The organism is Novipirellula sp. (assembly GCF_041583735.1).
GTDB lineage: Bacteria > Planctomycetota > Planctomycetia > Pirellulales > Pirellulaceae > Novipirellula.
On record NZ_JBFHFD010000363.1, the window covers coordinates 1 to 8,682 of the forward strand.

6 protein-coding genes are annotated in these 8,682 nt (G+C 56.6%); 3 read left to right on the forward strand and 3 right to left on the reverse strand.

The features are described 5' to 3' along the window. Nucleotides 1–176 precede the first annotated feature (176 nt). The 3 genes from ABX962_RS22575 to ABX962_RS22585 all read right to left on the reverse strand — a co-directional run bounded on the left by ABX962_RS22575 (nt 177) and on the right by ABX962_RS22585 (nt 5,222). Nucleotides 177–1,076 (reverse strand): response regulator, encoded by a 900-nt coding sequence (locus ABX962_RS22575; protein WP_372722535.1) that lies wholly within the window; start codon nt 1,074–1,076, stop codon nt 177–179. A 302-nt stretch (nt 1,077–1,378) separates the two neighbouring features. Beyond that, nucleotides 1,379–3,442, reverse strand: a complete 2,064-nt coding sequence (gene mutL / locus ABX962_RS22580; protein ID WP_372722536.1) for a DNA mismatch repair endonuclease MutL — start codon at nt 3,440–3,442, stop codon at nt 1,379–1,381. Nucleotides 3,443–3,746: 304 nt separating this feature from the next. Next, the gene (locus ABX962_RS22585) at nt 3,747–5,222 is read right to left on the reverse strand and encodes a Do family serine endopeptidase (protein ID WP_339942582.1); all 1,476 of its coding nucleotides are present in this window, start codon (nt 5,220–5,222) and stop codon (nt 3,747–3,749) included. A 469-nt stretch (nt 5,223–5,691) separates the two neighbouring features. On the opposite strand from ABX962_RS22585, the gene glgC reads away from it, so the two are divergent. The 3 genes from glgC to ABX962_RS22600 all read left to right on the forward strand — a co-directional run. Then, nucleotides 5,692–6,948: a glucose-1-phosphate adenylyltransferase gene (glgC, locus tag ABX962_RS22590; RefSeq protein WP_372722537.1), complete on the forward strand. Its 1,257-nt coding sequence runs from the start codon at nt 5,692–5,694 to the stop codon at nt 6,946–6,948. A gap of 88 nt (nt 6,949–7,036) precedes the next feature. Then, nucleotides 7,037–7,939 (forward strand): GGDEF domain-containing protein, encoded by a 903-nt coding sequence (locus tag ABX962_RS22595; protein ID WP_372722539.1) that lies wholly within the window; start codon nt 7,037–7,039, stop codon nt 7,937–7,939. Between the two features lie 90 nt (nt 7,940–8,029). Then, a partial coding sequence (locus tag ABX962_RS22600; RefSeq protein WP_372722541.1) for a peptide MFS transporter occupies nt 8,030–8,682 on the forward strand: 653 nt, incomplete at its 3' end.

Here is an 8,682-nt window from a genome sequence, read left to right on the forward strand (position 1 = left end):
CTCGCCAACGGGCTCTAGACGCCAGTGGAGCACGATCTGCGACCCAACTCACACGTCAGCCATCGTAAATTATACACTAACCGCCGTTTTCATTATTTAGGGTGCCGCGAAGCGGAATGAGGACTCGCCAGAGCGTGGATTGCAGTGCCGTGGGCCGCTGCGTCGTCACGCGGACGCTACGCGTGATGTTTGACCATCACGACTTCGCTGAAACCTGAATTGAACATCACCTCGTCCATAAAACTGGTGATCAGCATCATCCCGCGGCACTGCTCCAATTCAAACGATTCGGGGGTTCCGGGGGCGGGATTAAAACGAGCCAGACGGCCATTGCCATCATGGGAAACGGAGATCCGTGTGTCCTTGTCGCCACCGGAGACCTTCAAGTGGACGCTGCGTTTACGATAGCGGTCTGACGCTGCAAGTTTCATCAGCTCGGCCTGGCTGTCTGTGTCTCCGGCGATGACTTTGGCGACAATCGGATCTTCGTCGCTGAGTTCCAGATTGCCATAGCAAATCGCATTAAACAATGCGCTAGCCACCGCCATGCCGATGCGGATTCGGTTTGTGGGATTGAGCTTTCCCGAGGCCGCCAAGGCTTGAATGACAATCTGAGTCGCCGGATTGATCGATTCAATATAGTTGCCCAGCTTGAAATAGAATTCCGGTGAACGCAGTTGTCCCGACAGCGGCTGCGAAAATCGATCGCTGCCCGAGTAGGCGATCGTTTGCCGTACAACAGGATTGAGCAGCATGTTGAGTGAGTTTTTGGGGACAAAATTCACCGCGCCCAATGCAAGTGCGTCGACCGCCAAGTCCTCGGATCCTCGCGCCGTGACGACCACCGTGGGTAACTGTGATTGTTCAGACACCAATGCTTGGACTAGTTCGAGTCCGTTCATGTTGGGCATTCGCAAATCAGTGACGACCAACTCGGGCATGTGCTCGGCAATCGATGCCATCGCTTCGCGTCCATCCTGAGCGCAACGAACCTCGTGAGCGTCGTCTTCGAGCAACGTTTGCATCAGCACCGTATGCGTCGGGCTGTCTTCGCACAATAAAATAGATGCCATCATGGACTCGTTTGTTAGGTGCAACGGAAACGCACGCGAACCGTGTTGATCGAGTTCCACCCTGTAGGGCCCCGCGTTTCCGCATGGGGGACTTTCAGGGTGAGGCTCGAGTCAACTAGATAAGGCTCCGTTCCACACTCGAAGAGGCGCGTGCATTCTATAGTTTAGACCAATGCCGGCCGCGGTGTGGAACGATTGTGGTGCCTGTGGGGTAAGATTTTCGCCCTCGTGACCGCGTCCGCCGCTGACCCTGTGGCGATCTGGCATCGCTTTATAACGTCGCTTTGCCGAGAGTCGCTTGATGATTACCCTTTGGCGCGTCCGCGAGGCCCCAGGCGACCGAACATGCGATCCAGTTCGTCTCGGCTAAAGAACAACGCGGTGGGGCGTCCGTGCGGACAATGGTGCGTGTCCTGGTACAAATCACGCTGTTCCAGCAGACTGGTGATCTCTTCTCGCGTGAGCGGGTCGCCCGCTTTGACGGCGGCTTTGCAGGCAATCGTGCTTAGCAAATGATTCAGCAGGTCTTGAGCGTCCGGTTCTTTGCCTGCCGACATCACCGATTCCAATACCGTTCGCAGCATGTCCCCAGGCGACATGCGTTTTAGCATCGCCGGGTAGGATTGGATCAAGATCGTCTCGCCACCAAAATCGTCAATCTCGATGCCAATCTTGGCTAGCGTTTCTTTGGAATCAAGCGCCGCGGTGCGTTCGGCCGGGGTCAACGAAACAGGCTCGGGAACCAATAATCGCTGCGATTCCAATCGCTCCGATCCGCCTAGCACTTTGTCCTTGACTCGCTCGTAAAGCACTCGCTCGTGAAGCGCGTGTTGGTCAATGACCACCATCCCCTTCTCGTCTTGCGTGACGAGATAGCGGTTGTGGACTTGAAACCCCAGATAACAAACCGTCGGATTGCCATCGCTTGTGGCGGGCTGGGGATCCCACGGAGCCCGTTCGGCAGGTTCGCCTGTTGCCGGATCGGTCGGCGGCACTGCGGCGCCCGCCGCTGCATCGCCATTGCCGGGGGCGCCACCCGCTGGCAATGGATTCGCGGGGAACGGAGCATTGCCGGGAAAGGGGCGGAATCCCGGCACCGACATCGATGGCATCGATTGCGAGGTGCTTGCTGGGGATGCGCCCGCTGGCATTGAACTCGTGGGCGACAAACTCGCTGGCATTGAGGGGCTTTCGCCCGTACGCGCCCAATTGATCACGCCTTGACGCTGTTCGGCTTCGACGCGGCTGGGAAGTCCCAGCACACTCGGTGCGGGAGCGACGACGTCACTGCTTTGTGTGCCGCCACTTGAATCGGTGTCGGTTTGCGGTGTCGACGCAGGGCCGACACGATGTGTCATGTTGGTTTTTAAAAACTGATATCGTAGCGTTTGCAATAATCGTCCATAGACGCGGCCACCATCGGTGAATCGCACTTCTAACTTCGTCGGGTGCACGTTGACATCGACCATGTCGGCTGGCATTTCCATCCTTAGAAAACACACCGGGTGACGGCCTACCATCAACAGCCCGCGGTAAGCTTCGGTCAGGGCGTGTTGCAGCGAACGATCGCGAATGTGCCGGCCGTTTAGGAACATGTACTGCATGCGATTGTTGCCGCGGCTGACCGACGGGTCGCAAGCATAACCGCTGACGCGAATCTGAGAGTCGTCGCTTTCGATGGGGATCAGCGAATCGGCAATCTCGCCACCAAAAAATTCCGCGATTCGGTCCGACCATCGTGTCGTCGGCGCCAAGTCGTAAAGCGTCTTGTCATTGGAGGTCAAGACAAAGTGCTTGTCGGGATTGGCCAACGCGATTCGCGTAAACGCTTCGACGATATGCCCCCGCTCGGTCTGCGCCGTCTTCAAAAAACGATGGCGTACGGGAGTGTTGAAAAACAGATTGCGAATTTCCATCACTGTCCCGACCGGGCATCCGCAGGGCGTCGGCGATTCGATCACACCCCCGCGAACATTGATTTCCGATCCGCAGTCGTCGGCGACAGTGCGGCTGCGAATCGTCAATTGCGAAACACTGCCGATCGACGCCAATGCTTCGCCGCGGAACCCCAGGGTGTGGACGTGAAATAAGGCCTCCTCGTCGGGCAATTTGCTGGTCGCATGGCTGGCCACGGCAAGCGGCAACTGCTCTGTCGTCATTCCGCAACCATCGTCGCTGATGCGGATCAGTTCGGTGCCGCCGCCATTGATCGTCACCTCGACGCGAAAGGCGCCTGCGTCGACACTGTTTTCCAGTAACTCTTTTACGACCGAAGCTGGTCGCTCGATCACTTCGCCCGCAGCGATCTTGTTGACGAGATTGGGGGGTAATTGACGGATGGTCGGCAGCGGTTTTGCAGTAGCAGTCATCCTTACGAATGTACCGTTTTACGCAAAATCAACAACCGAGAATCCGTCTGAAATCCAACGCATGCAAGAGAGTTGTTGGAAGAGTTCACCAATCCCCACCACAACCGTAGTGGACGAGGCAACGAGTCCCTCGCAACTGTAGTGGACGAGGCAACGAGTCCCTCGCCATTGATGGGCGAAGCCCATCGTTCTCCGGCACGATCCGCAGCGGGCGATCAGGCTACGAATCCCCTCTCTTGCGAAAGCGGGGATGCTGCGGGATTCGTTGCCTCATCCACTACCTTGAGCTGAATCGGCCGTGTTTTTAGCGGACGACCAACAGCATTCGGGCGTTGCCACGCCGGACTACCAATCGTAACGGTTGCCGTTGTTTTTGTGATTCGTCCAAGATCAGTGACAATTGATCGACCGAGGATACTTGGATGTTCGCTGCCGATTCAATCACGTCGCCTACCTGCAATTCGCCCTGGGCGGCAATGCTGCCGTCCTCGACACTCGCCACAATCAAACCGCTTCGCAGTCCTTCGTAGCCGTATTGTTTGGCGGTTTCCGGAGTCACAGGAATCAGTTCGGCGCCAAACAGCGATCCCGCGCCAAACATTGCCATCGCCTCGTCCGTTCGTTCCTGCAAGTTCACGGTGACTTGGGATGTGTTTTGATTGCGGATGATTTCCATGACCACGGCGGCGCCTGGTGGACGGCTGGCGATATAGTTTCGCAGTTGCGTTCCCGATCGCACCGGTCGGCCATCCAACTTAGTGACCACGTCGCCGGGTTGCAGGCCTGCTTTCGCTGCCGGTTGGTTCTCGAGCAGTCCACCGATCAATGCACCTGAGTTCACCGAGAGGTTGTACTTTTTAACGCTCTCGGGAGTCACATCGACCACCTGGGCTCCCAGGAAGCCACGTCGCACTTGGCCTGATTCGATGATCGATTCGAGCACCGGTTTGGCTAACGAGACAGGGATGGCAAACCCGATCCCAGCACTTGCACCACTGCGTGACAGGATCGCCGTGTTGATCCCCACTAATTCGCCTCGCAGGTTGACCAAGGGGCCGCCCGAGTTGCCTGGGTTAATCGCAGCATCCGTTTGCAGGAAGTCTTCGAAGCCGTTTCCATCGTCGACAATCCCTTGCACTCGGTTCTTTCCGCTGATGATTCCTGCAGTGACCGTTTGCTCCAAGCCAAACGGGCTGCCGATCGCCAAGGCCCAATCGCCAACCCGGATGTCGTCCGAGCTGCCTAGCAGTACGGGTTGCAGTCCATCCAAATCGACCTTGATCACCGCCAAGTCAGTTTGTGGATCGGTGCCGACCATTTTTCCTTGAACAATGCGTCCGTCGTTCAGTTGGACTTTGATTTCGTCGGCGCCTTCGACGACATGATTGTTGGTCAGGATGTAGCCGTCTTTGCGGACGATCACGCCGCTGCCCATCCCTTCGGATTCACGCCGCTGAGGAGCTTGAGGTTGATAACCGAAAAAGTCTTCGAAGCCGGGCGGTAACGCGCGTCGCTGGTTTTGCCGGCCCCCGACAATTTGTGTTTGCTTGGTGCTGATGCTGACGACACTTGGCCGCAAAGCTTCGGCAACGTTGCGAAACGAAAGCGACAGATCCTGCGCGGTGTCGAGATGTTGGCCTTGCATCGGTACCCGCGATTGGTCTTGAGCGAGGCTATCGCGGTGCAGCGACTCAGGCAAGCTCAGCACGGCACCGGTCAACAGCGAACCAAACAACATCGCCGCCAACACGGCGCTTACACGCTTCCACAAATTATCCATCACGGTGACTCCCAACGAATCGAATCTAAAAAAACTGTCCTTGCCCCACTTATCTTTACCCAAGCGAGATCGCCGCACCAACCCTCATTGTAGCGAGCCTCGCTGCATCCCCCAGCGATGTGGCGTCTCTGGAGTGTAGCGGCATCACACTTCGCGGCGTGCCGCAAGTGTGATGAGCGCGCTAGGAGGCTGCTGAGTCGCGTGGTGCCGCGGCGGCCAAAGAGCGGTAAAACCTACCCGGCAGACCGCAAACTTGGCGAAGTCTGCCTAGATTGAAACCACCGTGGTCTGCCGATGCGACAGCGTGCCCGAGAACCCGCGTAATCGGAGCAAACCGTAGGCCAAAAATGCGCTCATTCACGCTCCGGGGCTAGACATTTCCAGCGGCTAATCTGGTACGCTATCGATCGGTTCACCGGCGATCGATCTACCGGGCGATCCAAAGCAAGCAAGGAGCTAATAAAATCGTATGCGAGATACATTGACGGTCATTTTGGCCGGGGGGCGGGGTTCGCGTCTGGAACCTTTGACGCGAGACCGGGCCAAGCCTGCAGTCCCCTTCGGAGGCCTGTATCGGATTATTGACTTTGTTCTCAGCAATGCACTGAACAGCGGGATGCGACGCATGCTGTTGTTGACGCAGTACAAGGCCCAGTCGCTCGATCGGCACATCAACCTTTCCTGGCGGAATTATTTTTGCCGCGAATTGGGCGAGTTTATCGACGTCGTCCCGCCGCAACAGCGGATCGACAATAATTGGTATCAAGGCACCGCCGATGCCGTCTATCAAAACATCTACGCGATCGAGAGCGAACAGCCCAAAGACGTCGTGATCTTGGCGGGCGACCATATCTACAAGATGAACTACAAGCCGATGGTCGATTTCCATCGCAAAATGGGGGCGGATATCACGATCGGCGCCCTGCGGGTCAGCCGTGATGAAGCGAGGCAATTCGGGGTGATGCAGGTCGACTTGGATAACCGCTTGACCGGATTCCAAGAAAAACCGGCCGATCCGATGCCGACCCCCGACGATCCCGATGTCTGTCTGGCATCGATGGGTATCTACGTCTTCAACGCGCGGTTCCTGTTTGAACAGCTCTGTGATGATGCAACTCGGACCGAAAGCGATCACGACTTCGGCAAGAACATCATCCCTGCGGCGATCGAAAAGCATGGCGTTTATGCCTTTCCGTTCTTGGACGAGAATCGAAAACGCGATGCCTATTGGCGTGACGTCGGTACCATCGACGCGTATTACGAAGCGAATATGGACTTGGTCGGCGTCGATCCGCAATTGAATCTGTATGACCAACATTGGCCGATTCGCTCGTTTCAGCCGATGCTGCCGCCACCGAAATTTGTCTTCGGCAGCGAAGGCCATTCCTCGCGACGCGGCGAAGCTCTCGACTCGTTGGTTTGCCAAGGAGCGATTGTTAGCGGCGGCAGTGTGGCACGCAGCATCGTCGGTCCCAACGTCCGGATCAACAGCTATGCCCACGTCGAAGACAGTATCTTGTTCGAAGGGGTCGAAGTTGGGCGTCGCTGTCGTTTACGCCGTGTTATCGTCGATAAAGGCGTCCGCATCCCAGCAGAAACGGAAATCGGGTATGATCGTGCGGCCGATGAGGCTCGCGGTTTTACCGTCACCGAAAGCGGGTTGGTTGTGATCGCTCGTGGAGAGCAATTGGCCTCGAACCCCGCTGGCGACCCGGTCCACTATTAGCCATCCCGCTCGGTGCACTTCCTCGTTAATTATTATTGGGCAAACGGTTATCAACGAAGAACTATTGCAGGGAAACCTTGTCCCAACGATGGTGGGTATTGCCTCAGGCCTGGTGCTGCTGGCCGTGGGGCTAACGCTAGGGTACCGGTTCGGACGCAAACATAACCAAGCCGCGGGGGTAGCGATGTCTCAAGACGAACGCGAACGCGTCCTGCAAATGCTGCAAGAGCTCGGAGCCTGGACAAACGAATACTCTGGCAGCGTTTCGCAGTATCAAACGCGATTGGGAGAATTGAGCAACGAGGTGCGGGTGGATGCCCAGACCACTCAAGCGGCTCCCAAAGTGATCGCGTTATTGAAACAGATCATGGAGAGCAACGAGCAGTTGCAGACTCGGCTGGAATCGGCCGAACGCCAGCTCGATAAACAAACCAAGCAGATCGAGAGCTATCTCACCGAAGCTCGCACCGACGCTTTGACCGGATTGCACAACCGTCGTGCATTCGACCAAAAGCTTGATGAAACGTTCGCAACGTTTCGCAAGGGGGGCCGCTCGTTTGCCTTGGCCCTGATCGACATCGATCACTTCAAAAACTTTAACGACACGCACGGGCATCAAGTCGGCGACCAAGTGCTTCAGCAAGTCGCCAAGCTGCTGCGTTTAGAACTTGATGACGCCATCATTGTCGCCCGTTTTGGTGGCGAAGAGTTCGCGATCTTGATGAACGGTCCGCTGCAAATCGCTGCGGACAAAATGAACAAGGTTCGCAAAACGATGGCGTCGCACCAAATCGATTTGGGCGGCAAACCCTTGTCCGTCACGATCAGCGTCGGGGTCAGTGAGCCTCGCGATGACCTCGTCGCCAGCCCTGTGGTGCGACGGGCCGATGAGGCGCTTTACGCTGCGAAAAACATTGGCCGCAACCGAGTCTATTATCACGACGGCAAAGGTCCCTCGCTTGTGGGTGCCCCCGAAGTGGCCAAAGGCTGAACACAACGACTCCCACTCCCCAACTTCATCCATGTTGCTTCGGCATCTTAACCTGTCCTCGAACCTGCATTTCCCGAATTTGAATTCACGATGAGCGTTGACGATTCTGTAAACCCCACGCGTTCGGATGCCGACCTGCACGACGGCCAATCCACTTTATTTGGGCACCCGACAGGGTTGTACACGCTGTTCTTTGCCGAGATGTGGGAACGATTTTCCTACTACGGCATGCGCGCCCTATTGGTCCTGTACATGATCAAGGGGTTCCTGAAATATGGGGATGAACAAGCCTATACGGTCTATGGTGCCTACACCGCGCTGGTCTATATGACGCCGTTTTTCGGCGGCTTGTTGGCCGACCGCGTGTTAGGACAACGCCGCGCTGTGATCTTGGGTGGCGTGTTGATGGCCGCCGGCCACTTGTTGATGACCTACGAAGCACAGTGGCCGTTTTTCATCGCGTTGTCGCTGTTGATTGTCGGTAACGGTTTCTTTAAGCCCAACATTTCAACGATCGTCGGATCGCTGTACCCCAAGGGCAGCGGTAAACGCGACGGCGGTTTCACGATCTTTTACATGGGCATCAATCTTGGTGCCGCAATGAGTCCGTTGTTGTGCGGCTACGTCGGCGAGACCTACGGATGGCATTACGGTTTTGGGCTCGCCACGATCGGGATGTTGATCGGGCTCGCCGTGTTTGTGATGCCCACCGTGGTGACGCAAAGTTTGATCGGGCTGGGGGC

Excerpts from the sequence above, each read along its gene's own strand:
- ABX962_RS22575 (WP_372722535.1), bottom strand. The coding sequence starts at position 1,076 with ATGATGGCATCTATTTTATTGTGCGAAGACAGCCCGACGCATACGGTG.
- glgC (WP_372722537.1), top strand. The coding sequence starts at position 5,692 with ATGCGAGATACATTGACGGTCATTTTGGCCGGGGGGCGGGGTTCGCGT.
- ABX962_RS22595 (WP_372722539.1), top strand. The coding sequence starts at position 7,037 with ATGGTGGGTATTGCCTCAGGCCTGGTGCTGCTGGCCGTGGGGCTAACG.
- mutL (WP_372722536.1), bottom strand. The coding sequence starts at position 3,442 with ATGACTGCTACTGCAAAACCGCTGCCGACCATCCGTCAATTACCCCCC.
- ABX962_RS22585 (WP_339942582.1), bottom strand. The coding sequence starts at position 5,222 with ATGGATAATTTGTGGAAGCGTGTAAGCGCCGTGTTGGCGGCGATGTTG.